General features: G+C 67.3%; 1 protein-coding gene. It reads right to left on the bottom strand.

Features of this window, described 5'->3' with window-relative positions:
* Positions 1-15 precede the first annotated feature (15 nt).
* The gene (locus AB0K00_RS57740) at positions 16-1,182 is read right to left on the bottom strand and encodes an IS110 family transposase (protein WP_363540225.1); all 1,167 of its coding nucleotides are present in this window, start codon (positions 1,180-1,182) and stop codon (positions 16-18) included.
* Positions 1,183-1,418 lie beyond the last annotated feature (236 nt).

Here is a 1,418-nt window from a genome sequence, read left to right as displayed (position 1 = left end):
TGGCTCCCCTCTTTGTCAAGCGGCGCGGATGGATCGTGGCTTATGGTGGATGTCGGCGGGTCCGGGCAGTGACTGTTCCGAAGTGTTGACCTGGGGATTTGGGTCAGCCGCGCTGGATTGCAGAGTCGCTCCCACTTGTCCTCCCGGGCCCGTCTCTGTGCTGGTCTTCGCGTCGCGGATCATCTGCCGGTAGACCACATCGGACAGTCGTCGCTTGAGCGCGCGCATGGCTTCCATCGGGGTCTTGCCTTCCGCGAGCCGGCGCCGATAGTAGGCGCGTCCAGCCGTGTCGTGCCGTAGCTGAACGACGGCCATGATGTGCAGGACGCGGTTGATGCGCCGGTTTCCGGCGCGGGACAGCCGGTGGCGTTGCTGGTCGCCGGACGAGGCGTCCAGCGGCGCGGTGCCGTTCCAGGAGGCGAAGTGTGCGCGGCTGGCGAAGCGGTGGATGTCACCGACATCGCCGATCAGGCGGGCGGCCCCGGACGGGCCGATGCCGTTGAGGTCCTGCAGGCTGCTGCCGGTGGCGTCGACGAGTTCGGTCAGTTCCTTGTTCGCCGCTTTGATCTTCTTGTCGACCTGGACGAGCTCGCTGATCAACTCCGAGGCCAGCCGGCGCCGGGTGCGCCCGACGAGGTCGCGAGGCCGGATCGTGTTCAGCACAGCGCGCGCCTGATCGGCGGACAGGAACTTCTTCGCGCCGCCGGGAAGCAGCTCGAGCAGCAGTTTGTGGATGCGGTTGAGCAGGTCGGTCCGGGCCTGTCCGAGACCGTCGCGGCGGTCGACCAGCAGCCGCAGCGCCACCGTTGCATCATCGACCGCAACCGTCCGCAAACCCTTGGCGCGCAACGCCGCCACAGCCACGCTGTGCGCGTCGACCGGGTCGCTCTTGCGACCCTGACCGGTGGCGAACACCCGCGCCCGAGCCGACAACTTCGCCGGCACGTCGATCACGGTTTCACCGTCGGCGACAAGCCGCTGGGCAATGTGCCGGCCAATGCCGTTGCACCCCTCAACCGCCCAGATGCGTTCCGGATACCGCCGGCCCAGGGCGAGCATCGCCTTGTAACCGACGCGATCGGTGCCGAACCGGCCGCCGGCCAGCACTGTCTCCCTGCCGTCGATGATCTCGATCGTCGCCGACCGCTTGTGCGGGTCCATCCCGATGATGACCTGTCCCACCAGCGCTTCTCCTCGCGTGAGCCGGGGCTGACATCAGCGAGGAGGGCAACGCTACTTCGAGCTGGGCAGACCCCTCTGGAGCCACTCCACGCCGCGGTGACCGGCAGGGCGCACGCCAGATCTGAGCCACACCCAGACATCAAGTGGGCAGCCGAATGTGAGAGCTACCCCGCCGATCACCTCGACCAAGCCTGGCCGGGCTGCGGTCGTACCGCCAATTAGATAAGTAGCCGATG

This window comes from Dactylosporangium sp. NPDC049525 (genome assembly GCF_040676755.1).
In the GTDB taxonomy this organism is placed as follows: domain Bacteria; phylum Actinomycetota; class Actinomycetes; order Mycobacteriales; family Micromonosporaceae; genus Dactylosporangium.
The sequence above is the reverse complement of the archived record's forward strand: the minus strand, read 5'-3'. Positions and strand labels throughout refer to the sequence as shown.